23 protein-coding genes are annotated in these 24831 nt (G+C 57.4%); 6 read left to right on the top strand and 17 right to left on the bottom strand.

The genetic code is table 11. The features are described 5' to 3' along the window. Nucleotides 1–232: 232 nt before the first annotated feature. The 13 genes from G502_RS0116825 to G502_RS22120 form a co-directional block, all read right to left on the bottom strand. Nucleotides 233–1171, bottom strand: a complete 939-nt coding sequence (locus G502_RS0116825; protein ID WP_022729853.1) for a LysR family transcriptional regulator — start codon at nucleotides 1169–1171, stop codon at nucleotides 233–235. A gap of 24 nt (nucleotides 1172–1195) precedes the next feature. Next, nucleotides 1196–2089 carry an HpcH/HpaI aldolase/citrate lyase family protein gene (locus G502_RS0116820; RefSeq protein WP_022729852.1) on the bottom strand — a complete coding sequence of 298 codons (894 nt, stop codon included), beginning with the start codon at nucleotides 2087–2089 and terminating at the stop codon, nucleotides 1196–1198. Then, nucleotides 2086–3285 (bottom strand): CaiB/BaiF CoA transferase family protein, encoded by a 1200-nt coding sequence (locus G502_RS20925; protein WP_022729851.1) that lies wholly within the window; start codon nucleotides 3283–3285, stop codon nucleotides 2086–2088. Before G502_RS20925 ends, G502_RS0116820 begins: the two co-directional genes overlap by 4 nt. A gap of 17 nt (nucleotides 3286–3302) precedes the next feature. Next, a complete protein-coding gene (locus G502_RS0116810) occupies nucleotides 3303–4415 on the bottom strand; it encodes a zinc-binding dehydrogenase (RefSeq protein WP_022729850.1) in 1113 nt (370 codons plus the stop codon). Between the two features lie 14 nt (nucleotides 4416–4429). Further along, nucleotides 4430–5707: a TRAP transporter large permease gene (locus tag G502_RS0116805; protein ID WP_022729849.1), complete on the bottom strand. Its 1278-nt coding sequence runs from the start codon at nucleotides 5705–5707 to the stop codon at nucleotides 4430–4432. Continuing rightward, complete coding sequence (locus tag G502_RS0116800; protein ID WP_022729848.1) at nucleotides 5704–6258, bottom strand: TRAP transporter small permease; 555 nt, start codon at nucleotides 6256–6258, stop codon at nucleotides 5704–5706. Before G502_RS0116800 ends, G502_RS0116805 begins: the two co-directional genes overlap by 4 nt. Further along, entirely contained in the window at nucleotides 6251–7261 is a 1011-nt protein-coding gene (locus tag G502_RS0116795) for a TRAP transporter substrate-binding protein (RefSeq protein WP_022729847.1), read from the bottom strand. The genes G502_RS0116800 and G502_RS0116795 overlap by 8 nt, the downstream gene beginning before the upstream one ends. A 45-nt stretch (nucleotides 7262–7306) precedes the next feature. Beyond that, nucleotides 7307–8746: an aldehyde dehydrogenase family protein gene (locus tag G502_RS0116790; RefSeq protein ID WP_022729846.1), complete on the bottom strand. Its 1440-nt coding sequence runs from the start codon at nucleotides 8744–8746 to the stop codon at nucleotides 7307–7309. Between the two features lie 789 nt (nucleotides 8747–9535). Beyond that, on the bottom strand, nucleotides 9536–10915 hold the full coding sequence (locus tag G502_RS0116785; protein WP_022729845.1) for an aspartate aminotransferase family protein: 1380 nt from the start codon (nucleotides 10913–10915) through the stop codon (nucleotides 9536–9538). 29 nt (nucleotides 10916–10944) lie between these two features. After that, entirely contained in the window at nucleotides 10945–12222 is a 1278-nt protein-coding gene (locus G502_RS0116780) for a TRAP transporter large permease (protein WP_022729844.1), read from the bottom strand. Continuing rightward, entirely contained in the window at nucleotides 12222–12764 is a 543-nt protein-coding gene (locus G502_RS0116775) for a TRAP transporter small permease (RefSeq protein ID WP_022729843.1), read from the bottom strand. Before G502_RS0116775 ends, G502_RS0116780 begins: the two co-directional genes overlap by 1 nt. Before the next feature lie 123 nt (nucleotides 12765–12887). After that, complete coding sequence (dctP, locus tag G502_RS0116770) at nucleotides 12888–13964, bottom strand: TRAP transporter substrate-binding protein DctP (RefSeq protein ID WP_022729842.1); 1077 nt, start codon at nucleotides 13962–13964, stop codon at nucleotides 12888–12890. Nucleotides 13965–14228: 264 nt separating this feature from the next. Then, nucleotides 14229–15446 (bottom strand): DSD1 family PLP-dependent enzyme, encoded by a 1218-nt coding sequence (locus G502_RS22120; protein ID WP_162141002.1) that lies wholly within the window; start codon nucleotides 15444–15446, stop codon nucleotides 14229–14231. A gap of 231 nt (nucleotides 15447–15677) precedes the next feature. Between G502_RS22120 and G502_RS0116760 the strand changes: the two genes are divergently transcribed. Next, nucleotides 15678–16526, top strand: coding sequence for an aldo/keto reductase (locus G502_RS0116760; RefSeq protein ID WP_022729840.1), 849 nt, complete (start codon nucleotides 15678–15680; stop codon nucleotides 16524–16526). 36 nt (nucleotides 16527–16562) lie between these two features. On the opposite strand, the gene G502_RS0116755 is transcribed toward G502_RS0116760, so the two are convergent. The 3 genes from G502_RS0116755 to G502_RS0116745 all read right to left on the bottom strand — a co-directional run bounded on the left by G502_RS0116755 (nucleotide 16563) and on the right by G502_RS0116745 (nucleotide 19450). Further along, nucleotides 16563–17837: a TRAP transporter large permease gene (locus tag G502_RS0116755; protein ID WP_022729839.1), complete on the bottom strand. Its 1275-nt coding sequence runs from the start codon at nucleotides 17835–17837 to the stop codon at nucleotides 16563–16565. After that, on the bottom strand, nucleotides 17834–18382 hold the full coding sequence (locus G502_RS20915) for a TRAP transporter small permease (RefSeq protein WP_022729838.1): 549 nt from the start codon (nucleotides 18380–18382) through the stop codon (nucleotides 17834–17836). The genes G502_RS0116755 and G502_RS20915 overlap by 4 nt, the downstream gene beginning before the upstream one ends. A 66-nt stretch (nucleotides 18383–18448) precedes the next feature. Further along, nucleotides 18449–19450: a TRAP transporter substrate-binding protein gene (locus tag G502_RS0116745; RefSeq protein WP_026989605.1), complete on the bottom strand. Its 1002-nt coding sequence runs from the start codon at nucleotides 19448–19450 to the stop codon at nucleotides 18449–18451. Between the two features lie 246 nt (nucleotides 19451–19696). Between G502_RS0116745 and G502_RS0116740 the strand changes: the two genes are divergently transcribed. Continuing rightward, nucleotides 19697–20188 carry a methyltransferase family protein gene (locus tag G502_RS0116740; RefSeq protein ID WP_022729836.1) on the top strand — a complete coding sequence of 164 codons (492 nt, stop codon included), beginning with the start codon at nucleotides 19697–19699 and terminating at the stop codon, nucleotides 20186–20188. Nucleotides 20189–20293: 105 nt separating this feature from the next. On the opposite strand, the gene G502_RS20910 is transcribed toward G502_RS0116740, so the two are convergent. Further along, nucleotides 20294–20788 carry a MarR family winged helix-turn-helix transcriptional regulator gene (locus tag G502_RS20910; protein WP_022729835.1) on the bottom strand — a complete coding sequence of 165 codons (495 nt, stop codon included), beginning with the start codon at nucleotides 20786–20788 and terminating at the stop codon, nucleotides 20294–20296. A 267-nt stretch (nucleotides 20789–21055) separates the two neighbouring features. Between G502_RS20910 and ectA the strand changes: the two genes are divergently transcribed. The 4 genes from ectA (at nucleotide 21056) to G502_RS0116715 (ending at nucleotide 24828) form a co-directional block, all read left to right on the top strand. Further along, nucleotides 21056–21586 carry a diaminobutyrate acetyltransferase gene (gene ectA, locus G502_RS0116730; protein ID WP_022729834.1) on the top strand — a complete coding sequence of 177 codons (531 nt, stop codon included), beginning with the start codon at nucleotides 21056–21058 and terminating at the stop codon, nucleotides 21584–21586. 61 nt (nucleotides 21587–21647) lie between these two features. Beyond that, nucleotides 21648–22937: a diaminobutyrate--2-oxoglutarate transaminase gene (gene ectB, locus G502_RS0116725; RefSeq protein ID WP_022729833.1), complete on the top strand. Its 1290-nt coding sequence runs from the start codon at nucleotides 21648–21650 to the stop codon at nucleotides 22935–22937. Between the two features lie 8 nt (nucleotides 22938–22945). Next, nucleotides 22946–23332, top strand: a complete 387-nt coding sequence (locus G502_RS0116720; protein WP_022729832.1) for an ectoine synthase — start codon at nucleotides 22946–22948, stop codon at nucleotides 23330–23332. Between the two features lie 32 nt (nucleotides 23333–23364). Next, nucleotides 23365–24828 carry an aspartate kinase gene (locus G502_RS0116715; protein ID WP_022729831.1) on the top strand — a complete coding sequence of 488 codons (1464 nt, stop codon included), beginning with the start codon at nucleotides 23365–23367 and terminating at the stop codon, nucleotides 24826–24828. The last annotated feature ends 3 nt before the right edge of the window (nucleotides 24829–24831 follow it).

The following is a 24831-nucleotide window of genomic DNA, read 5'->3' as shown; positions in this document are numbered from 1 at the left end:
CTTAAGCTGGGGGTCCTGGTCCCCCAGCCAACCTTTTCAGTTTTTCCTTTGAAAACAAGATAATAATAGACTGTTCACAACTCTGCAAACCCGTGAGCCGTAGCTGGCACCAAGGGTTTCATTTGTTTGAGTCACATAGAACTCTGGCCGTGTGTTCCGTCATAGCGCAGTAGCCGTCCCCTACCTTTTGCCGGTAAGGTGTTGCCGATAGGATCCAGAAGCTGCCAGAGGCTCATTCGATGATCGCGCTGGCAAACCAGTCTTCACCCTGTGATTTCTGTTGCACGGTCTCCCTTATACGAAGAGCAACCTCCTTGGCAGCGCGCGGCAAGGTGCGTGAGGAAAGGGAAGCCAAATTCACGACCCGCGAGACCGTTGGACGTCGAATCGTTGCTGCGCCCAGAGACCACTCCATGCCGTCATTGTAGGCCGCCGACGACATGATAGTGAAGCCAAGCCCCTTGGCAACCAGCCTTTTGATTTCACTGAAGGCATCAATTTCGATCGCGACATTGATCGGCACGGCCTGTTGCCTGGCTTGCGTATCAATAAGACTGCGCAGGCCATGTTCGGGCCCAGGCAAGATCAGATTGACCTCCGATAGCCGAGACATGGGCATGGATCCGTCTTCATCCAGATAAGCTGCGATATCCCTGCCGCTTCTCCCCACCAGCAGCAGATCCTCTCTGGCCAGAGGCTCCACTTCGATATCTGGGGGCGGGTTCGATCCGAACGTGACCGAAAGATCCAATGTTCCATCTCGCAGCCATTGGGTGAGATAACCGGACATACTCTCAACCAGGCGCAACTTGACGTTCGGCATATCGCTCATACAGCGCTCCAGGAGGGGTACCGCGAGCATTGCCGTCAACGAGGTTGGGAGCCCAACCCGCACCAATCCAACCGGTGTGCTTCGGTAGGAAACCATGTCGGCTTCCGCTTCGGAAACTTGCCGAAGGATCACCTTTGCGTGCTGAAGCAGCTCCTGTCCTTCCTGGGTAATCCGAACGCCCCGGGTCTCGCGTTCAAACAGATACAGCCCAAGGTTCGCCTCGAGAATGCGAATTCGCGCACTGACCGACGGCTGGGACATGTTGAGCTTTTCGGACGCACGGATAAAGGAACCGGTTTCCGCGATTGCGACAACACACTTGAGATCCTTCAGATCCATCTTCTCACCAGCGCGGAGTCGCGTTCAAGCGCTCGCCTTTACGCGCACCTTCCTGTCCGCTTCCAGAATAGCCCTGGCCTGTTCCACGACAGGCAGGTCAATCATCTTGCCTTCAAACTGAGCCGCGCCCCGTCCCTCAGCCATGGCCTCCTCAAAGGCCGCCACAAGCGCACGAGCTTGCTCGACTTCTGCAGGCGAAGGCGCAAACTCCTCGTTAAGTATAGCTACCTGGTTTGGGTGAATTGCAAAAGCACCCATGAAGCCCAGTTCGCGCGCCTCCCTAATGACTGACCTGTAACTCTCCAGATCCGTAAATCCTGCGATCGAACCTACAAAACCGAGCGGCATACAGCCAGCCGCTTTGGCTGCGGCCACGGCCTGTACATTCGGGGTCATCAGGGAAGTGCGTGTTGGCTTCATGCCCATTGAAACAGCGAGATCTTCCGGGCCGACGATGATTCCGATGACACGGGGATGCGCCGCAGCAATCTCGTTAATCCGAAGCAAACCTTCAGCCGTCTCGATCATGGCAATCAGTTTCGTATGCCCACTCTCGAGTCCCTGTTCGCGCTCCACTTCCTCGATGACTTCGACAAGGCCGTGAACATGCTCGGGAGACGGGACTTTCGGCAGGGTCACCGCACAAACGGACTCACGCACGGCAGCCTCAAGATCAGGAATCGCCATTCTCAAAGGGCGGTTTATTCGAACGATCACCTCACAGCCCCGACCCGCCAGTGCATCTGAAACACCAGGGAGGGCATGCCGTGCATCCTGCTTTTGATCCGGAGGTATTGCATCCTCCAGGTCAAGTTGAATGCAGTCCGCCCCTCGCCCTGGGGCGCCTCGGACGAATTTCTCGTTCAGCACGGGGACAAAAAGTATCGAACGCCAGAACGGCAGGGATCTTTCCTTCATGTCTCATCCTTTGGTGTAGTGCCGCTTCGACGCCGCTGTTCAAGTTCATCCGCGATTTCCTCGTTGTGTTCACCCAGTCTAGGTGCCGGGCGCTTGAACACCCCTGGCGTACCACTCATGCGCGGGACAATGTTGTGCATGGGCACCTTGCCTACGTCCTCGTCGGGAAGGTCAACCAAAACCTCGCGTTCCAGTACATAAGGGTGGGTCATGAGATCGGCTATCGAGCACACAGGCCCAACGGTGACGCCTGCCGCTTCAAACAATTCCAAGTTTTCGGCTTGTGAACGTTCCTTGATGAAGGAACCGATGATTTCATCAAGCTCATCCCTGTTCTCAACACGTGCATCGTTCGTTGCGAAACGCGGGTCGTCCTTGAGCTCGGGCCTGCCGACCGTATCCAGAATCTTCATCGCCATCGACTGCATTGATCCCGACATGGCGACATAACCACCATCGGCACAGACATAGACATTGCGCGGTGCCGTGTGCGTGGATTGATTTCCTGCGCGTTCTGTGGGGACACCAGTAAGCTGATACTTCAGTGCCTCCGAGGATATGATCGAGAGAATGGGCTCAAAGAGCGACAAGTCGATAACCTGGCCACCCTTCTGCCCAACTTCGACAGCGCGCAAGGCCGTCAAGACCGCACTTACCCCATAGAGACCGGCAACCATATCCGCCATCGCGAGTGGAGGAAGCGTTGGCGGCTTGTCCGGATGGCCATTGAGATAAGCCCAGCCTGACATCGCCTCCACGAGGGTGCCAAAACCCGGGCGATTCTTATAAGGCCCGGTTTGGCCCCACCCTGAGACCCTGAGAATGATCAGATCCGGATTCCTGCGATGAAGATCCTCCGGCCCCATGCCCCATTTTTCCAATGTCCCGGGCAAGAAGTTTTCGACAAGAACCTGGGCGGTATCGATCAAATCGAGGAGGTCGCGTTTTCCTTCCTCGGACTTTATATCGACGGCAAAACTACGTTTGTTTCGGGCATAAACCTTCCAGTAAATATCGGTGTCTTCGCAGCGCCAGTTCCGCAGATCATCGCCGCTTCCCGGACGTTCGATCTTGATGACATCGGCACCGTAATCCGCCAGCACATGCGTGCTCATATTGCCCGCTACAAGGCGCGACATATCCAGCACCCGAACCCCTTCGAGGGGTCCAGTGGCCTGCGCATCATAGGAATGCATCGCCTGTTCTCTCATTGTCATGCGAACTCGATTACGGGTTTGACTTCCTGGAAGGCTTTCATGCGCTGAAGAGCCGTATTCACGTCATCCAGTGCGTATCTGTTGCTCAGGATTTTCGACATGGGGATCTGGGAAGCATATTGAGCCGTAAACTCCAGAGCTTGCCAATAACTGCGCGAATCCCCGGAGAACGCACCGATAACATTGATATTCTTCTTCACAATCGTGGAGGGTTTGATCGTGGTGTCCTTGTCGCCAAGCTGGCCAACGATGCAGTACCGCCCCCCCTTTCGGGTGATATCAAGCCCCTCATTGAAGGCCGCCGGGTGCCCGGTGAATTCCATTACGATATCAGCGCCTCGGCCTTCAGTCAGACTATGGATCTTTTCCAGGCGCTCTTCGTGAGTGGTACCCTCGATCGAGAGCGTATGCTCCGCTCCCAATTCTCCAGCCAAATCGAGACGTACTTCTGGAGCACCGATTGCAATGACACTGCGTGCCCCCCGCGCGCGGGCGACTGCAGTGGCGAGCAGACCAAGAGGGCCGACACCTTGAATAACGACATGCTCATGCGCCTCGATTTCGCCAAGATTGTTCATCGCGTTCATGACCGAGCGGAACGCGCAGGAACAAAGGCTGGCAAGGTCATCGCTTACAGCTTCGGGGACCTTGATGCGGCCCGACTGCGGCATGACGTAACCGTATTCTGAAAATCCGCCGAGCAGGTAGGGGTACTCGGCCATCGTCTCGTACATGTAGGCACGGCGATTCTCGCAAAGTGTAGGCTGCTTGGCGACGGTACAGTAATAGCAGGATCCGCAAGATGTATGTGTCCAGAGGATCCGATCTCCAATTTTCAAATCCCGTCCAACGCTGTCACGGCTGGCATTCTCTCCCATGGCCACAATACGTCCGGTCATTTCATGACCAATGATGACAGGCAGGTTAACCGGAAGCGCAAGCGATCCACTCGCAAGATGCACGTCTGTTCCACAGATCGAGCAGGCCGAGGTTTTCACCAGAAGCGAGGAAGACTCCAGTTTATCAGGAATGGGAACATCTTCGATTGCCAGAGGATCTCCAAAGGCTCTCAGAACCGCAGCGCGGGAGGTTTCAGGGATAGTCGTCATAAAGAGTTTCCTTCTCAGAAGAGACGGTACCAGAGCGAAAGGCCCGGAATGAAAGTGAGGAGTGCAAGCGCGACAATGGCCGCCCCGATAAACCAACCGAAATGCCTTAACATCTGGACAATGTGCACATTGTTGGTTCTGGCGGCGACGTAGAGATTCGCGGCCAATGGCGGAGTCAGCAGGCCGATCTCAATGTTCGTTACAACGATGATCGCAAAGTGGACCGGGTCGATGCCGAACTGGACGGCCGAGGGCGCAAGCAGCGGCCCCATCAGGAGCACTGCAGCATTCGTCTCCATGAACATGCCCACAGCAAAGAGCAGCAGGTTCACGGCAATGAGAAACAGGATGGGATCAGCGAACAACCCGGTCATGTACACAGCCAGGTCCTGAGGAACCTGATTCAGGATCAGCGCCCTGTTGAGTACGCCTGTCATTGCGATAATCAAGAGTATCGCACCTGCCGGTAAGACGGCTGCATAGAAGGTTTGAACCAGGCCTTCCAGGTTCAGTGCGCGTTGCAGGAGCACGACTGCAATGGCGTAGATACATGCTGCGGCCGCGGCTTCGGTAGGCGTGAAAATGCCACCGTAGATCCCACCAAGAACGATGACCGGCAGGAAAAGAGATGCCACAGCCCGTGATCTTGTTTTCCGCTTACTCAGGTTTTCGAGAACTCCGGCATCAGCCTTTGTTTCATGACCGCCGGACAGGACTGCTTTCGAGCGAAACCAGTGAACAGTCGAAAATGTGAGCACCAGAAGTGCTCCCGGCACAATCGTGGCCACGAATAGCTCTGTGATCGAGACACCGACTGTAGCGCCATAGATAATCAAAGGGATGGACGGCGGTATCAGAACGCCAAGAAGTCCCGAGGCTGCATTCAGGGACGCGGTATATCCCTTGGGATAACCACGTGCGTCCATCTCCGGGCCGAGTGTTGAACCAATCGCCGCAACGGTGGCAACAGATGACCCCGTGATAGCACCCAAGAAGGCACTGGCTGCGATCATCACGTAGCCAAACGACGCTCTTATTCGCCGTAACAGCTTGTCGGCAAGAGCGGATAACGAAGCAGCGATCCCGCCTCGGTTTATGATTTCACCCAGCAGGATGAAGAGTGGGATGGCAACCAGCGCGAAACTCGAGACGCTGTCGTAAGGAATATTGCTCAGGGAATCCAGCCAGACATTCAGACGCTCATCGTTCAAGAAAACGACAAGAGCAAATGCTGCGGCAATAGGTGTGCCGATCAGGAGCAGGCCGAATAATCCAATGATGACCAGGCTCATGCCTCACCTCCCGTGCGCGGCATTCCCGTGCAAAGCCGGATAACGTCAAAGGCAGCATGAATGAACATGAAAGCTGCTCCCAGGACCATGAAGCCCATCGGGATCCAGACAGGAGTACCGAGGTCAATCAGGCTCTCACCCGAGGAATAGGCGTAAATTAGCAGGTCCCAGGCAAGCCATGTGAAAATGGCCGCAAATGTTGCCATTGCAACCGAAGCTGCACCCCTGAGAATGGTCTTGAGTAACCTGTTCTTAAGCAGTTCAGCTACGTCGATCGTGATGTGGTGATGCATGTAACTGCAGAAGGCAGCACCTACAAATGCCATGGGTGACATGGCGACAAGCGCATATTCCCCGAGGCTTGGTATGGGAAGGTTGAAGAACCTCGCCAAAATCGTCACCAGGATCGCAAATATCATCACGACTAGGGAAACCGCCGCCACGCGTTTTTCCAAAGCTGCGAGGCTGTCTTCCAGTTTGTCAAAGGCCCCCAGCAGAGACCGCCCCTTTTTCGGGGCGGTCTCCTTGGTGCCGTTCGCGGCGTTACTCATCGGTGGCGCCGACTTCCTCTTTCAGTGCCTGGATGCGTTCTGCGCCGTAGGTATCCTCCAGCTCGGTCCATAGAGAGCGCCCGATTTCAACGAACTTTTCCATTTCCTCAGCGGACAGTTCATGAACTTCAACGCCGCCTTCCTGGATACCCTCCAGATACTGGGCATTCTTTGCACGATTGTCTTCGATCTGATTGGTTGCCGCTTCTGTAGCACAAGCACTGATGATGTCCTTGTTCTCATCTGAAAGCTGCTGCCAGAAGTGGTCACTGGCTGTGATCGTGCCCATGGCGTAGACGTGATTCGTCAGAGTCATATACTCCTGTGCCTCGAAAAGCCGGGAGTTGTACGTGATGCTCGCGCCGTTGTCCTGACCATCGACAGTGCCCTGTTGCAGGGCCACGAAAAGTTCAGGAAAGGGAAGGGTCACGGTCTGAACGCCTGCAGCGTCAAAGAAGGAGCGAATGGAGATCGACCCGGGAACGCGCAGCTTGAGTCCTTCCAGGTCGGAAACGGATTCCACTGCCCTTTCCGAATTCGTAACGGCCCGGAATTCCAGCTCAAAGAAATCCAGAGACTTCATGCCGTGTTCGGCAAGCGTCTCCCGGATCGTTGTCTGGAGCACCCCATCCGGATTGTAGAAGACTTCGTCGGCTTCCTCGAAGGAGCTCACGATGTAGGGCAGATAGTGAATGTCGAGGAGCGGATCCAACCCGGTCAAGGACCCTGGGTTCAGAAACGCAAGCTCCAGTCCACCCCGCGAAAGATCCCGCCCAAGTGATTCGTCGCCACCAAGCTGGCTATCCGGGAATACGGTGACGGATATGTCACCTCCGGTATCGTCGGTAACGCACTGCGCGAAGGCCTTGCTGGCGTTGTCTACCGGGCTGTCCGTGGCGAAGACATGGCCCAGACGGACATCCTGCCCTTGAGCCATAGCTCCAGGTGCAACGCTTGCCGCCAACATCGCGGACAGAGACACAACAATAGCTGTTCGTTTCATCAGTTTTCCTCCCTAGTGTTTTTACTGAGAATTGTAGATTCGGATTCACCCGTGGTTGATCACCACTGTCTTGGTGACGGTGAATTCCTTCAGGGCTTCAAAGCCCTTCTCGCGTCCGTGGCCGCTTTTCTTGAAGCCACCGAACGGAAGCTCGATCCCACCACCGGCACCATAGCCGTTGATGTAGACCTGTCCGACTCGCACACCTTTGGCGAGACGCATTTGCCGAGCGCCGGAGTTGGTCCAGATTCCTGCGATTAATCCATAATCCGTACTGTTTGCCAGACGGATGGCGTCCGCTTCGTCGTCGAATGGGATGGCCGACAGGACCGGCCCAAACACCTCTTCCTTGGCGAGCTCATGATCACGTGGAACGACACGATAGAGGGTTGGAGGGACGTAGTAGCCGCCTTCAGGCGCCTTTTCGTGGATCTTGCCCTGAGCGGCCACTTCAATGCCGTCTTTCTCCGCACGCTCCAGGAAACCCAGAACACGCTCTTGCTGCGCCTTCGAAATAACCGGACCACAGTTGAGATCGAGATCATGAGGGCCCGCCTGAAGCTGCTTGAAGCGTTTGGTCAGAGCATTCATGAAGTCGTCGTAGATCGAACGTTCGATCAGGACCCGGGTTCCGGCCGAGCAGGTCTGTCCCGTATTCTGAACGAGTGCGCCAACGATAGATTCGATGGCTTTTTCCTGATCCGCGTCCGGAAAAACGATCTGAGGGGATTTGCCACCCAACTCGAGCACACAGGGAACATGATTGTCCGCAGCTGTCTTCTGGATGATTGTTCCAACCTCGGGAGACCCCGTGAAGGAAATGAGGTCCAGGTCGGGATGCGCGCTCAGCGCGGCACCGGCCTCCTCTCCAACACCTGGCACGATATTGATGGCACCTTCCGGGAAACCGACATCCGCTGCGAGTTCAGTAAGCCGGATTACGCTCAGGCAAGCCTCCTCGGCTGGCTTCATCACGGTGGCATTGCCGCCAGCCAGGGCCGCTCCTAGCGCTCTGCCGAACATCTGAGCGGGATAGTTCCAGGGAATGATGTGGCCGGTCACCCCGCGAGGCTCCCTCAGGATCATAACCTGATAGCCTGAGAGGAATGGAATGGTTTCGCCGTGAAGCTTGTCGGCGGCTCCACCGTAGTATTCAAAGTAACGTGCGGCCGCCTTTATGTCTCCGCGTGCCAGCTTGAGCGGTTTACCGGTATCGAGCGCTTCCAGATCCGTCAGTTCATCCTCATGATCGAGGATGGCTTGTCCGAGTTTCGAAAGCAGTCGTCCGCGCTCCACGGCGGGCATCTGCCCCCAGACCCCCTCGAAGGCCTTTCTCGCAGCGGCAACCGCAGCATTGATATCCTCGGCCGTGCCGCGCGCTATGACACCAATCTTTTCCCCGGTTGACGGTGCAACCATGTCCAAGGTCTGACCGTTGGAAGACTTCCTCCAAGATCCATCGATAAAAACCGACTCAGCCTTCATGTTTCCTCCCAAATGAAGTTTGGAGGAAAGCCTTTCACCAACCTCATTGGTAGGCAAATTTTAAAATTGCGTTGTTTCTATAGATATTGCCTATAGCAATACAGGTTTGCCCTTAAAACAATGGGTTGGGCGAAATTATCGATCTAAAAGTGATTTTTTTGCGGTTGAAAATTTCATCCAGACTGTACTGATGAACCCGTTCAAATACGTACGTACGCCCAAGTTTTGACCTTACTGAAGTCCTTCTCGCGAAGTTTGACCGCTGTCCCCATGGCATTTCCCTTCGTGTCGGAAAGAATCACGCATTAGGCCGCAGACTCATAAGACTTCAACCTGATGTGCAGTACAGCCAACTTGAGTGAGGTTAGATGGTTTTTCCGGTTTGCGGTCATAACGTGTTGCGATGCCTCTGAACTGCTTGATCTTTCCGAAGAAGCGCTCAACCAAGCTACGGTATATGTAGAGATATTGGCTGAAGGTGAAACTTTCCCTCCTGTTCTTCCTGGCCGGGATGTTGGCCCAGGAAACGCGTTCGGCCGCCAGACTGCGAATGCTGCTGCTGTCATATCACTTGCAACGGGGCGGACCATACGTTGTCACCGCGGCCCGCTGATGGACCCGCACGCAGTAAGAGTCGTTGATGACATCACCGCTTTAGGCTTGCGCGATCTCTTGTAACAGCCGGTCGCAAACCCCGGCCCGCCGCCAGCGTGCAACGCGCTTGTGGCAGGTGATTGGGGGACCGTAGCGCTCGGGAATAGCGTCAGCTAAGATAATTCCAAACGCGTGCTAAGCTGCAGAAACCTTGAGCATATCCTCGGCTCTCAGGCGATCGAGGGCACGCGAAAAAGCTTGGAGGGTCTTCTCGATATCGTCCTCACTGTGCGCGGCTGAGGTCAGCCCGCCCGGCCATCCGCCGATGTCCACACCCTCAAGCAGGAACGCGAGGCGAAGCGCATTGGCGGGTTCTGCCGGTTTGGTCTTCAACTCCGTCCAGGGCACACTCAAGGGGTCGAAACTTATCGGGTCAATCGTGCGCCCCTGTGGATTCATGAAGACATGAAAGCCTGAGAAGGTACCGTAGATCGACCAGCCCAGTCCCTTGTCCGCCAGGACCTCGTTCATGCGACGGCGCAGCGTCTCGGCCGTATGGTTGGCGCGCGCGCAGGCATCCGTCGTCTCAATGATCCGCAACATCGCGATGGCCGCCGCGGCGGAGACCGGATTGCCGTTGAAAGTCCCCGGATGCAGAATCTTCTGCCGTCCGGCCGCCTCGCTCGCCGCGAAATCGAGCCAGTCGAGAATGTCCTTGCGTCCGGCAACAGCACCGCCTGGCAGGCCGCCGGCCACGATCTTGGCCAGGGTGGTCAGATCCGGCTGGATGCCGTAGGCCTGCTGCGCGCCACCCGGCGAACAGCGGAACCCCGAGATCACCTCGTCGAAGATCAGGAGCGACCCATTCGCCTGCGTGAGGCGGCGCAATTCGTGAAGCGTGGTTTCCGCAACCGGGATCATCCCGAAGGAACCGCCCGTCGGCTCCAGGAAGACGGCGGCGATGTCGTCGCGGCCAAGCGCGGCCTCGATACCTTCCGGGTCGTCGGACTCGACAAGCACCGTCTTCTCCGCAACCTCACGCAGCACACCGGGCGTGGGCGCGCCGTCGAAATGCGAGACATAGCCCGAGGTCATGTGATCGTGCCAACCATGGAAGTGGCCCTTGAACCGCACGATCTTGTCCCGCCCAGTGAAGGCGCGCGCAAGACGCAGGGCGAGCAGCGTGGCCTCCGTGCCCGAAGCAGTGAACCTGACCCGCTCGGCGCTTGGAAGCATGCGCAGCACCGCCTCACCCCAGATCACTTCGGGTTCGTGGCTTGCCGCATACTGTGTGCCGCGCGTCAGTGCCGCCTGCGCCGCCTCGGTTACCTCGGGATGCGAGTGCCCAAGTAGCAGCGCGCCATGCCCACCGAAATAGTCGATATAGTCGTTGCCGTCGACGTCGCGCTTGTGCGCGCCTTCGGCCTGCTCGACATAGATCGGATAGGGCTTCATATGCCGGGAATCATGAGTGATGCCGCTCGGGAAGACCTGATTGGCCCGTTCGTAGAGTTGCGCCGAGCCTGGCGTGAGCTGTCGGTATTCGGTCATGACATGCGAATTGCTGAGCGACATGGATAACATGCTCCTGCTGCCGGGACCGTCTATCGGATCAGGCTGGGGATCCAGGTCGAAAGTGCCGGGAACAACGCCAGCAGGACGATCACCGTGATGAACGAAAGATAGAACGGCAGTGAGGCGACGATCGCGCGTTCATAGGGCACTTTCGCAATCTGGGCAGCCGTCATCAAGGTCATCCCGACGGGCGGTGTCACATTCGCGATGTTGAGCGTGACAATCATCAGAATCGCGAAGTGGAGCGGATCGAAGCCGAGGTTGATCATGGCCGGAACCAGCACCGGACCAACGACCACAAGCGCCGGCAGGACGTCGATGACCGTACCGACCAGGATCAGCAGCACGCACACCATCATGAGCTGGATGAACCCGACATCGGAGACGGTGGTGATCAGCTCAGCGGCATCGCGGGCTATGCCTGAGCGGGTGACAAACCAGCTCAGCACCGCCGAAGCCGCCAGCAGAAAGAAGACGACGCCCGAGAAACGCACCGTGGTGACCAGTGCTGCCCAAACCTTACGCCAGGTCAGGTTGCGATAGAAGAGGAAGCCGATTGCCAGTGCATAGACTGCCGCGAAACCGGACGCTTCGGTCACCGTCGTCATGCCCGTCAGGATGCCGCCGAGTATGATGACGGGCACGATCAGCGCTGGCAGTGCCGAGAAAAAGGCTATCACCGCAACCCGGATCGGTGTCGGGTCCTGTTTGGGATAGCCGCGCATCCAGGATAGCACGAAGCTCATAACCAGAAGCGACATGGCCATCAGCAGACCGGGAATGATACCGCCGGCAAAGAGATCGATGACCGAGGTATCGCGCAAGATCGTCGCATAGACCACCATCACCACGCTTGGCGGGATAATCGGTCCGATGATGGACGAACACGCTGTGATCGCTGCTGCATACTCGGCATCGTAGCCCTGCTTCTTCATGGCCGGGATCAGGATCTTGCCAAGCGCCACCGTGTCCGTGATCGCGGCCCCGGTGAGGCCGGCGAAGAAGATTGACACCGTCACGTTGACATGACTGAGCGCCCCCCGTATGCGGCCGAGAAGTGCGTTGTTGAAGGTGATCAGCTTCTGGGTCAGCCCACCCTGATTCATGAGTTCGGCCGTAAAGATGAAATACGGCACCGCGATCAGCATATAGCCGGAAACCCCCGCGAACATGCGATCGGCGATGATGCTGATCATCTGCTCGCCACCGATGGAATAACTGCCGGCGACCCCCGCCATGGCCATGACGACGGCGACAGGTGTACCGACTGCCAGAAGGAGAACGAATACGATTAGAGCGGGGGCCATCACACGTCCTCCGCCTGCTGCTCGCGGATCGCCTGCTGGGTGACGTCTTCAACGGTGACGAAGTGCTCGAGCAGGTCGAAGCCGCGCACAAGGTGGATAAGGGTGACAATCCCGGTGAGAGGAACCGCGATGGCTGTGAAATATTGGGGAATCTGGATCATGTGGGAGACCATGTAGGTCTGCCGCGCGTTGATGAAGAATTGCCAGCCATACCAGATCATCATCAAGGCAAAGATGGCGATGACCACCAGACAGATGATCGCGGCCACCTTGACCAGAGGTTCGGGAAGCAGCCTGACGAACAGGGTCATCGCTACGTGCTCTCCCCAGTACAAGGCGATCGTTGTCGATATCAGGCCGATCCAGGGCAGGAAGATGCGCGCGAGCGAATAGGTCCAGCTCAATGCGCCACCGGTAAAGACGGTGTAGAGGAAGCCGATAAAGGAAATCGCCAGCATGGCAAGAACGCAGAGAATACAGACAACGACGGCGGCGTGATTGACACAATCGCTGACTCGCCGGGCGACACTGAGAACCGACATGGGCAAGAACCCCGGATCAGGCTTTGAAGGAGGCTAGCCGGATGCGCGATCCATAACGCGCATCCGGCCCGGCACTTTGTGCCGTCGCATGGAAGTTCAAGTGCAAGGAGACCGACACACGGATTATTGTCCGTAACGTTGGTAGTCCTGCTCCTTCAGTTCTTCGCCGACACGATCGACCTCGGCCCAAAGCTCGTCAATGAGCGACTCCTCGAGACCGAAATCGTTGACGATCCACTCTTTCCAGGCGGGACGTGCCATATCCGCCATCTTTTGCCGCTCCTCGGCGGGCATGACGTAGCATTCCTCGAAAATCTCGCAGGATTCCTGCCAGCTCGCCGTCGCCAGGGCGCCGGAGGTGCCGTGTGCGAGTTGGATCGCCTCCTGGGCCGCATGGGTGATGATCCGCTGATACTCCTCGGGCAGGCTCTGATACCAGGTCTCGCTGACCATCCAGGTCTGCGTGTTGTACACATGACCGGTCAGCGTCGTGTAGTCCGTCACGTCATCGAGGTTAAAAGCCGTGTTGACGACCGGTGCATTGAACTGACCATCGGCCAGTCCGGTCTCCAAGGCGGTCTGGACCTCGCCCCAGGGCAATGGTGTCGCAGAGGCTCCCATGGCATCCATCGTGGCGATGTGTGCAGGATTCTCCTCGACGCGGATGTTGAGGCCCTCGAGATCCTCAACCGTCTTGATCAGGCGCTCGTTGTTGGTGAAGGCGACGAAACCGCCGCCATCATCGAATGTGCCGAGATAGCGCATATCAGCGGCCTCGATGGCCCCTTCCATGAAGTCGGCAAACCATTCACCATCGAAGAAAGTCCAGGCTTGGCGCCAGTTCTCGAACAGGAAGGGCGTGGTAACTGCCTGATATTTGTCGTAGAAGGAAGACATGGCACCCGAGGACATCACCGTCGACTGAAGCGCCTGACCGCCCGACTGGACCTGGGAGCCGGTCTCGACCTCTGAGCCGAGCTGGGAACCGCCGAAGACCTCCACGGCGACATCACCTCCGGTGCGTGTTTCCACCAGGTTCTTGAAATGGATGAGGCCAGGATAGATCTCGTTATTAGTCAGATCTTCGGGCACGATTGTCGCGATCGCCATTTCATATTCTTGCGCCTGGGCGGATCCGGCCATCGTCATTGCCGTGGCGGCGATTGCACCCGTAAGAATCCGTGTTGACCAGTATTTCATTTCTGCTCCCCCTGTTTGGTGAGATGGGTTCATATCGTTTTCGTTTGTTTTCCGTATGCTAGCACCATCAGATGGATTTGTCACAATCCTGTCTTTCCGGTTTTGCCACCATAGGGGTTTTCGGAACCATCGAGGCGCGCGATCACTACACCGGACGCTGCTTCTATAGGAGCAAAGACCAATGAAGGGATGTCCCTGCATTGTGTCCATTAAGTCAGCTTGGACTTCAGCCGCGGCAGCAGAACCCCTTCTCGAACCTTGTCTTTAGATGTTTCTGCCCCTTGCATCTATGTCCCATATGTCGCTCACAGCATCATTATTTATAATCAAATATCTGTCGTAGAGATTGCAAGTCGGGTCGCAATGACCGGGTATCAACAAAATCCTGTCGTTTATATTCAATGAATTGCTCTCATCCTTTACGACACAATGATTGTCCGACACGCCGATTACTGTCAGCCCCGTATCACCATGCACAAGTGGATAGCCGCTATCCACCGAGTGAGACTTAAGACCCGCATCACAAACAGCGATCTCCGGACTTGGCTTGCTGATCACGCTCGTGATTACGAATAGGGAATTATCAAATCCCCCTACCCCTTTTTCCGAATCACCGGCTACGCGCGCATAATCCATATCCATGAAGAGGTATGACCCAGCCTGGGTTTCCGTAAAGAGCCCACTCTCAATATCGAATTCGAGCGTTCCCGTTCCCCCTCCGCTGATTTCTATATCTTCATGGTTCTCTTTATCGAGACACCTCAGATATTCTCTTATCATACTGTAAGTCCTCTCGGACTCCCTATGACGCTCCTCTCTTTCATAAACATGCTGGCTTGAACCATTGTATGCTTGGACCCCTTTGAAATTCACATGTTCCATTTCTTCAATAAGTTTATATTGACCATGAAACTCATCGTAGGAGTTCACTCCACACCGACCTCCGCCGCAATTTATCTCGATCATCAAGTCAATTCTAATTCCTTTATTTTTGGAAATCTCATTTATATCTTTTATGTTATTGGCATTATCCACACATATTTTTATATAACTGTATTTATTTAATTCAGAAAGTATATTTATTTTATTTTTATTAACTATTTGATTTGTTATGAAAATATCTTTTATACCATTCTCCGAAAGAACTTCAGCTTCTGACAGTGTCTGGCAGCAAACCCCCTTTGAATTTCCTTCCTTTAATTGCTTCTGTGCAATTATGGAGGACTTGTGCATCTTACAGTGCGGCCTATGAGATATCCTGTTGGATACTATACTCCTAAAATGAGCCATATTCTTATTGAATGCTTCCTCCATGACTACAAGATCAGGAGTAAGAATATCTAAAATGGAACGCCCTGTAATATTATTTTTATAATTATCGGTATGATACATCCTTGAATCTCCCGCTGCTCCCAAATGTGCTCTTGGGCCTCCAAGGCTCTGCTTTCGATTTCTAACTCCAAACCAATAAAATTCCGTCATACGACTGAAAGTCGGGCCCTGGTGAAAAGTCATCAAAATGCAGTGCACTCCCTATATGGAAGCTATCATCTTTCCGCTCTGGAGAACTACGTTCAGAGCCAGAAATCATTATTGTGCGCTGTGGGAAATGTTTGGGCTGATGCAGCAGCATCGTAGTCTTGGCACATCTGAAGGCTGCAGATAGCCTCGAGCTGACCTCGCTCCATATGCAATGCCTGAAGGAGAACTGCCGTGCCCAACTCCGCTATCCGAACCCGCACCCTCCCCTCCGGTGAAATGGTCCCGGCCCTGGGTCAGGGCACCTGGTACATGGGTGATGGCTTACGTTCACGCGAGGAGGAAATTGGGGCCCTGCGCCGTGGCATTGACCTGGGCCTCACCCTGATCGACACAGCGGAGATGTATGGCAACGGGGCTTCCGAGCAGCTTGTCGGCGAGGCGGTCGCCGGGCAGCGCGACGAGGTTTTCCTAGTCAGCAAGGTATTGCCGAGCAATGCCAGCAAGCAAGGCACCATCAAGGCCTGCGAACGCAGCCTGGAGCGACTGGGAACGGATCGCCTCGACCTCTACCTGCTCCACTGGCGCGGCGGAACGCCCCTGCGGGAAACCATCGAGGCCTTCGAGGAACTGGTCACGGCCGGCAAGATCCGCCACTGGGGTGTGAGCAATTTCGACGTTTCGGACATGGAGGAGTTGATGGCACTGCGCGACGACACCGCGGTGCAGACAAACCAGGTCCTCTACAACCTGACCCGCCGCGGCATAGAATGGGATTTGCAGCCCTGGTGCCGCGAGCGACAGATCCCGATCATGGCCTATTCCCCCATCGAGCAAGGGCGCATGCTGGACAACCCGGGCCTGCAAGGGGTGGCCGCACGGCAGGACGCAAACCCGGCCCAAGTGGCGATCGCCTGGCTGCTGCGCCAAGAGGACGTGATTGCCATTCCAAAGGCCGGAACGGCCGCCCATGTCGAGGAAAACCGGGCCGCGCTTGACCTGCAGTTGAGCGAGGACGATTTGAGCGAACTGGACCAGGCTTTTCCGCCGCCACGTCGCAAGCAACCCCTGGACATCCTGTGAATCCACGGAAGCTCCGAGTTCCTTGCACGCAGAAACTCAGTAGAGCAGGTCCACCAGCCCCAGAGAGATCCAGGGCAGATAGGTGATCGCCATCAGGCAGGCCAGAACCACCAGGACGAAGCGCATCAGCCAGGGGATCAGCTTGTCGATGGACAGGTTGGCCACGGCACAGGCGGCGAAAAGATTGACGCCCAAGGGCGGCGTGAACATGCCCAGCGCCAGGTTCACCACGACGATCAGGCCGAAGTGTACCGGATCGATGCCGTACTGAACCGCAATCGGCGTGAAGATCGGCGCCAATACCAGAATCGCCGCTGACGTTTCCACGAACATGCCGATGATCAACAGCATGACGTTGACCGCCAACAGGAAGGTGACCGGGCTGTCGAAGACCTCCGTCACCCAGCCGGCAACCTCGGACGGCAGTCCGGAGCGGCTGATGAGGAAGCTGAACAGCGCCGCCGCTGCAATGATCAGCATCACCGTTGCCGTTGAAATGACGCTCTTGCGCAGAACCGGCCAGAGATCACGCCAGCCCAGCTCGCGATACACCAGCCCGCCGACAATCAAGGCATAGACCACCGCCACGGCCGAAGCTTCGGTCGGCGTGAAGACGCCGCCGTAGATGCCGCCGATGACCACCACCGGCATCAGCAGGGCCGCCCAGGCCCGGCGGAAGGCGCGCGGGAAGGAGGAGCGGTCCTCGCGGTCGCGCAGGCCATAGCCGCGGATTCGGCAGAAGATATAGAGAAAGGTCAGCAAGGCCCCGCCGATCAGCAAGCCCGGTCCGATTCCGGCGATGAACAGCCGTCCGATCGAGGTATCGGTGCTGACGCCATAGAGAATCAGCGGGATCGAAGGCGGGATCAGGACTCCCAGTTCCGAGGACGATGCCTGGATCGAGGCCGCCAGCGGCCTGGGGTAGTCATGGCGCACCATGGCCGGAATCAGGATCGAGCCAATGGCGAAGGTGGTCGCCACGCTTGAACCCGAAACCGCGGCAAACATCATGCAGGTCAGGACACAGGCCATGGCCAGCCCGCCCTGCAGCCCCCCCACCACGGACTTGGCCACGTCCACCAGGCGTTCCGACACACCCCCGGCCGCCATCAGATTGCCCGCCAGGATGAAGAAGGGAATGGCCATCAGGGGAAAACTGTCGACCCCTACCAGCATGCGCTGAGGCACCATCAACAGTGGCAGGCGCGAGAAGAACTCGATGCCGATGACCGAGGCCAGGACAATGGAAACCGCCACGGGCACACCCAAGGCGAACAGCAGGATCAGGGAAATGGCAATCGCCAGGTTCATGCGCGCTTGCCTTCCTGTTCACTCCTGGTTTCCGCCTCATCCAAGGTTTCGTCCCGTGTGCGGCCCAATGGCTCACGTCCGGTCAATTGGGCCAACAGACGCGCCATGACGGCCAGAATGGAAAAGGCCGCGCCCACGGGAATGGCGGCATAGATCCAGGCAATCGAGATATAGAGGCCCGACAGGGTCTGGCTGCTGACACGCAGGGTCATGGCGATGCCGTAATACAGCAGGATCCAGAGCACTAGCAGGCAGGCCACGGCGACCAGAATCTCGACCAGCAGCAGCAATCGCCGGGACACTAGCTGGTAAATCACCTCGACCGCCATCATGTAACCCCAGCGGAAACAGGCCGCCATGGCCAGGAAGACGCACCAGATCATGGCCGAGCGCGTCAGGACCTCGGACCAGGTCGAGGGCGCATTAAAGACGAAACGGGTCAGCACCTGATAGAATCCGCTGGCAGCCGCGACAACCAGCATGGCCACTGCCACCACCAACGCCAGGCGTGTGGTGAAGTCCGCAACACGCAGGAATCGTTCCATGAAGTCATGTTTCCCGGACTAGCCCACCCCGGAACAGGATCCGGGGTGGGCTGTGTGAGACAGAGCTTAGCAATCGCTGTTGCGAATCCGGTTCAGCATCTCGCTGCCGTGCTCGTCGGTATAGACGGAATAGGAAGGCTCAACGGCCTCCTGGAACACGCTGGTGTCGACATCCTCGACCACCGTCATGCCCTTTTCCTTCAACTCCTCGACCCCTTCGGTCTCAAGACGGGACACCATGCTGCGCGTGGCTTCGGCCCCGGCCTGGGCGGCCTCGATGAACCAGCCACGCTCTTCCTCGCTCAAGCCGTCCCATAGCACCGGCGATGCCAGCATAATCGCCGGGGAGTAGACATGACCGGTCAGCGACAGGTGATCCTGAACCTCCCACATGTTGCTGGTCAGGATCACGGAAATGGGGTTTTCCTGACCGTCGACCGTACCCTGCTGCAGGGCCGTGAAGAGCTCGGGGAAGGCCATGGGTGTGGGCTGCACGTCGATTTCCTCAAACGCCGCCATGTGCATTTCGTTCTCCATGGTGCGGACCTTCAGGCCGGCGGCATCTTCCGGAGTGTGAATTTCGCGCTGGTTGTTCGTCATGTGGCGAAAGCCGTTCTCGGTCCAGGCCAGGCCCACCAAGTCATTCTCCCCGACCTTGTCGAGGAGGTTCTGACCAATCTCGCCATCCAGGACACAGCGAGCATGGTCGTAGTCGCGGAACAAGAAGGGCAGGTCCAGGACATAGGTCTCGGGCACGAAATTGCCCAGGGGACCGGTCGAGTTAATGACCGCATCCAGCGTGCCGATCTGCAGGCCTTCGATCATGTCGCGCTCGCCACCCAGCGCACCCGAAGGCTGTTCGTCCACAGTAAAGGCGCCGTCGCTCAATTCGGCCAACTTCTCGGCAAAGGCATCCACGCCAACGGAATAGTGTGAATCGTCGGAGATGGCGTGACCAACGGTGATGGTCTGTTGCGCCTGGGCGCTGAGGGAAAGGCCGGTCAGCGCAACCAGCGAAACGCCGGCAAGCCCAAGACGGTGTGTCGTACGGGCAAATGCTGTTTTCATGATATATCCTCCCATTTTATATGACTTCTTGATGGTCTGCCGCGGATCCAACGCCATGCGGGAACGGCGCCCTGGCCGCGTGGAAGGAGGCACTATAACAACCCTTCATGAACACTTCATCAGGTAAGCTTTGCCAGACTGCGCAAGGGCCAGCCGACTTTATAAAAGACCTGCCGGCAGGCCTTGTGAACCCGGACAGCACAACCCATTCTTGAAGGAACCACACAGCTGTAAGGAGTTTCTTCCATGTCCCGGTCGACGAACAGTTCCCAACACCGGGATACGGCCGGCGTGATCGCCCCTCCTCCCCTGATCTTCGCAGTGGCGCTTGGCCTCGGGTTTGGGTTTGAGAGTCTGGTTCTACCGCTTGCCACGGGCCTGCCACCCCTGCCCCGCTATCTGGCAGGAGCCCTGCTTGCCGTCATTGCCTGTCTCGTCATCGCTATGGGCCTGTTGAGGTTCCGGCGAGCCGGCACCCCGGTGGAGCCCTGGCACAGCTCGACCGCAATCGTCACCGACGGCATCTATGGCTACACACGCAATCCCATGTACCTGGGCATGACAGGGCTATACCTTGCCATTGCACTGCTGTTCGACAGCCTGTGGAACCTGATTCTTTTGGTGCCGCTACTTGCCGTGATGCATTACGGCGTCATTCGTCGCGAGGAACGCTACCTGGAAGGAAAGTTCGGCGACGCCTACCTTGCATACAGAAGCCGCGTGCGCCGTTGGCTGTAACCCTCGGCCCTGAATATAACTCAGCACCTCTCGCGTGAGCCCCCTGGTACGAAACCAGAAGCAAGGTTGGCGCTGCCTCTCTTCGGCCGTTTCCGGGCTCAATACCTACCGCGCACGGGAGCGGGGTTCGCGGGATCCGAACTCGCCCACATCGAGGACAGGCGAAGCATCGATCTCCTCGGCATCCAGCATGGATGCCACGCGCTCCAGGGAGGCCACGATCATGGCCTGCTCCCAATCCTCCAGGGCGGTAAACTGCTTCACATAGCGTTGCTGCAGGGGATCGGGCGCTTTCTTCACGGCCGCGCGTCCAGCTTCGCTAATGAAGATATTGGTTTGCCGCCGGTCGGCTTCCGAACGCCTGCGCTCGACCATTCCCTTGGCCACCAGACGATCGATCAGGGACGTCATCGTGGCCTGGGCCACCCCCATGCGTTGTGAAATTTCCTTCGAAGTGGCCTGGCCATTTTCATCGACGATCTGCAGCACACGAATCTGCACGGCTGTCAGGCCCGCCGCCTTGGCAAGCTCCCGACCGTAAATCTCCGTCGCACGGAAAATCCGTCGAATTGCAATCAGGCTCTGATCCGTTCTGTCCATGGTTTGACCTCATCTCTGAGCGGACCCTTCCCCGAGAGAATCGGGTCCTGCAACCTGCGCACCATCACGATTCGCATCCCATATAGTTTGTATCACTTAAGGACCCGCTTTATCGAGCTTATATATAGTAAGCCTTTCTAACTGAAGATGAAACCGGAACCCACTGGAAATGGGGAATTTTCTCATGGGATTCCAAGCCTCTTGATTTTTGATTCGCGATAATATATTTAGTATGGCTAACAAATTAAGAGCATGAGGATAGCCACCATGCAAGACAGACCCAAGATCGTCCCGCGCAAGACCATCAAATTGCGCAAACCCGAGGACGCTGACGGTTCCGCCGTCTGGTCGCTGATCAGGGAGTGCAAACCGCTCGACGAGAACTCGATGTATTGCAACCTGATCCAGTGCGATCACTTTCGCGACACCTGTGTTCTGGCCGAACTCGATGGTGAGGCCGTAGGGTGGGTGTCCGGATATCTTCTGCCCGACGACGCGCAGACACTTTTCGTCTGGCAGGTCGCCGTTTCCGAACAGGCCCGCGGACAGGGCCTAGGCCAGCGCATGCTGGCGGAACTTCTGGACCGTGATATCTGCGCGGACGTGCAGCGCATCCAGACCACGATCACCCGGGATAATGATGCCTCCTGGGGACTTTTCACCCGATTCGCCGGCAAGGCCGACGCCGAGGTGGATAGCGAAGCCCACTTCAAGAGCGAAGAGCATTTCGACGGGAAGCACGACACCGAATACATGGTGACGATCTCCCTGCGCGAGGCACTGCGCAGCGCTGCCTGAGCGCCCAGCGGTATTGAACGCACCGCATCTACTCTAAACAGACTCCACCAAGGAAATTCCCATGTCGACTGTAACAACAGCCGAAACCGATATCTTTGCCCGCCGCGAATCCGAAGTGCGCAGCTATTGCCGCTCTTTCGACACGGTCTTCGTGCGCGCCAGCGGCAGCACCATGATCGATCGCGAAGGTCGCGAGTACATCGACTTTCTTGGCGGCTGTTCATCACTCAACTACGGTCACAATGACCCGGACATGAAGCAGGCGCTGATGGAGCATATTGCCGGTGACGGCATTGCCCACGGGCTGGACATGTACACCGACAGCAAGCAGGCCTTCCTGGAAACCTTCGAAAGCCTGATCCTGGAGCCGCGTGGCATGCCCCACCGCCTGATGATGACCGGCCCAACCGGCACCAATGCGGTTGAAGCGGCCATGAAACTGGCACGCAAGGTCACGGGGCGCCGCAACATCATTGCCTTCACCAACGGCTTTCACGGCATGTCACTGGGCGCATTGGCGGCCACGGGCAATCTTGGCAAACGTGAAGGCGGCGGTGGCGTCTCCCTGAACGACGTCACCCGCATGCCCTACGAAGGCGCCTTCGGCGAGGACGTGGATACCCTGTCCCAGATCGAGATGCTGCTCGACAACACCTCCAGTGGCATCGACGCGCCGGCAGCCTTCATCGTCGAACTGATCCAGGGCGAAGGTGGCTTGAATGCGGCCTCGACCGAATGGGTCCAGGGCATCGCCCGCCTGGCGAAGAAGTATGGCGCTCTCTTGATCGTCGACGACATCCAGGCCGGCATTGGCCGTTCGGGCAGCTTCTTCAGCTTCGACGAAATGGGCATCGAGCCTGACCTGATCCCGCTGGCCAAGTCGCTTTCGGGCTTTGGCCTGCCCTTCGCCGCCCTGCTGGTGCGTCCGGAACATGACATCTGGAAACCGGCGGAACACAACGGCACCTTCCGCGGCAACACCCACGCCTTTGTGACGGCGCGCGTTGCACTGGAGAAATTCTGGTCCGACGACCGCTTCGTGAAGGAAATTGCCGAGAAGGCCGAGGTGCTCACCGAACGCCTCCAGCGCATTGCCGACGGTATCCCTGGCGCACGCCTGAAAGGCCGTGGCATGATGCAAGGCGTCGATGTCGGTTCCGGGGAACTGGCCGAAGCCATCTGCGCCGAGGCCTTCCAGCATGGCCTGATCATCGAAACATCGGGTTCCGATGACGAGGTCGTGAAGGTCCTGGCACCGCTGACCACGCCGATGGAGCAATTCAAGGCGGGTCTGGATATACTGGAACAGGCTGCATTGAGTTGCACCGGCCTGAAACACGCAGCGGAGTAAGAAAAAGAATGATCGTTCGCGATTTCAATGAACTGAAGAACGGCCCGCGCGCCGTGTCGGATGCACACTGGACTTCGGTCCGCATGCTTCTGGCCGACGACAACATGGGCTTTTCCTTCCACATCACGATCCTGGAAGCCGGATCCGAGCATACCTTCCACTACAAGCACCACTTCGAGAGTGTGTACTGCATGCAGGGAAAGGGCTCGATCACCGACCTGGCCACCGGCGAGACCCACGAGATCAAGCCGGGTGTGATGTACGCGTTGGATCAGCACGACAAACACACGCTGCGCGCCGACGAGGAACTTGTCATGGCCTGCTGCTTCAATCCACCGGTCACCGGCAATGAAGTGCACCAGGCCGATGGGTCCTACGCGCCAGCCGACAGCTGACACAGAAATTTGCCCCAAGGGGCAGGAAAGCAATGACTGACAGATCCATTGAAGCTGGCCATTCGGCCGGAGAGCATACCGTTGAGAAGATCGGCGGCACATCCATGTCGCATGTCAACGAGCTGGCAGACAGCCTGATTGTCGGCAAGCGCACGGGCAGCGAGCTCTATAACAGGATCTTCGTGGTCTCCGCCTTCGGCGGGATCACGGACCTGTTGCTGGAGCACAAGAAGTCCGGCGAGCCGGGTGTCTATGCACTCTTCTCAAGCTCTGACAGCGACCATGGCTGGTCGGATGCGCTGAGCCGTGTCGCCGAAGCCATGTGCGCGGCGCACGAAAAGGTCCTGGAGCATCCTGCCGACCGCAGCTTTGCCGACGACTTCGTGCGCGAACGCATCGAGGGCGCGCGCAGTTGCCTGATCGACCTGCAGCGGCTGTGTTCCTACGGGCACTTCCGCCTGTCACAGCACATGCTGGTGATCCGCGAGCTGCTCTCGGGCCTGGGCGAGGCCCATTCGGCCTTCGTCACCTCCATGCTGTTGCGTCGCATGGACGTGAACGCACGCTTCGTGGACCTGAGCGGCTGGCGCGACGACGCTGAGCACAGCCTGCGTGAACGGATCGAATCGGCCTTCGCCGACATTGATCTCGAGAACGAGCTGCCCATCGTCACGGGTTATGCCCAGTGCTCCGAAGGCCTGATGAAGGAATTCGACCGTGGGTATTCCGAGGTGACCTTTTCGCAGATCGCCGCCCTGACGTCTGCACGTGAGGCCATCATCCACAAGGAATTCCACCTCTCGTCCGCCGACCCGAGAATCGTGGGCGCGGATGCGGTCTGCAAGCTGGGCCACACCAACTACGATGTGGCCGACCAGTTGTCGAACATGGGCATGGAGGCCATCCATCCGAAGGCGGCCAAGACCCTGCGGCAGGCCAGCGTCCCGCTGCGCGTGACCAATGCCTTCGAGCCCGAGGATCCGGGCACCCTGATCGATGAAAGCACGACCGAGACCGGTTCGGCAGAAATCGTGACCGGCCTGGACATCTACTCCATCGAGCTGTTCGAACAGGACATGGTGGGCGTCAAGGGCTACGACGCTGCCTTCCTGGAGGCATTGACCCGGCACAAGGTGCGCATCACCTCCAAGACTTCGAACGCCAACACCATCACGCATTACGTGGACGCTTCGCTGAAGTCCATCAAGCGTGTGGAGCACGATCTGAAGGAGCGCTATCCTTCAGCGGAAATCACCGTGCGCTCCCTGTCGATTGCCTCGGTCATCGGGCGCAATCTCAATGGCCTGCGTGTCCTGTCGCGGGGCCTTGACGCCCTGGAGGCCGCAGGTGTCGACGTCATTGCCGCGCATCAGAACACGCGCAGTGTGGACGTACAGTTCCTGGTTCAGCGCCAGGATCTCAGCAAGGCGATCAAGGGTCTCCACGAGACTTTTTTTACCGGTAGGGTCGAGCCCCTCTGCCAGCAAGCAGCCTGACTC

The sequence above is a fragment of the Fodinicurvata sediminis DSM 21159 genome (assembly GCF_000420625.1).
In the GTDB taxonomy this organism is placed as follows: Bacteria; Pseudomonadota; Alphaproteobacteria; order Kiloniellales; family DSM-21159; genus Fodinicurvata; species Fodinicurvata sediminis.
This window is presented reverse-complemented; position numbering and strand designations above follow the sequence as displayed.